General features: G+C 62.0%; 1 protein-coding gene. It reads left to right on the forward strand.

All coding sequences use genetic code 11. The annotated features are described in order from the left end of the window. Nucleotides 1-1,007 (forward strand): elongation factor Tu (gene tuf, locus ACOZKU_RS27700; protein WP_421581603.1); only part of this gene is annotated, 1,007 nt, incomplete at both ends.

Here is a 1,007-nt window from a genome sequence, read left to right on the forward strand (position 1 = left end):
ATGGCAAAGAGCAAGTTTGAGCGCAACAAGCCTCACGTAAACATCGGCACGATCGGCCACGTCGACCACGGCAAGACGTCGCTGACGGCAGCGATCACGAAGTACTTCGGCGAGTTCAAGGCGTACGACCAGATCGACGCTGCTCCGGAAGAAAAGGCGCGCGGCATCACCATCTCGACGGCACACGTCGAATACGAGACGCCGAACCGTCACTACGCGCACGTCGACTGCCCCGGCCACGCCGACTACGTCAAGAACATGATCACCGGTGCTGCCCAGATGGACGGCGCGATCCTGGTTTGCTCTGCTGCTGACGGCCCGATGCCGCAGACCCGCGAGCACATCCTGCTCGCCCGCCAGGTCGGCGTTCCCGCAATCGTCGTGTTCCTCAACAAGGTCGACCAGGTCGACGACGCCGAGCTCCTCGAGCTCGTCGAGCTGGAAGTTCGCGAACTTCTGTCGTCCTACGACTTCCCGGGCGACGACATTCCGATCGTCAAGGGTTCGGCTCTGGCCGCTCTGGAAGATTCGGACAAGAAGATCGGTGAAGACGCGATCCGCGAGCTGATGGCCGCTGTCGACGCCTACATCCCGACGCCCGAGCGTCCGATCGACCAGCCGTTCCTGATGCCGATCGAAGACGTGTTCTCGATCTCGGGCCGTGGTACGGTTGTGACGGGCCGCGTCGAGCGCGGTATCGTCAAGGTTGGTGAAGAAGTCGAAATCGTCGGCATCCGTCCGACGTCGAAGACGACGGTGACCGGCGTTGAAATGTTCCGCAAGCTGCTCGACCAGGGCCAGGCCGGCGACAACATCGGCGCACTGGTTCGCGGTGTGAACCGTGACGGCGTCGAGCGTGGCCAGATCCTGTGCAAGCCGGGTTCGGTCAAGCCGCACAAGAAGTTCATGGCTGAAGCCTACATCCTGACGAAGGAAGAAGGCGGCCGTCATACGCCGTTCTTCACGAACTACCGTCCGCAGTTCTACTTCCGCACGACGGACGTGAC

It is taken from the genome of Shinella sp. M31 (genome assembly GCF_049199205.1).
GTDB lineage: Bacteria > Pseudomonadota > Alphaproteobacteria > Rhizobiales > Rhizobiaceae > Shinella.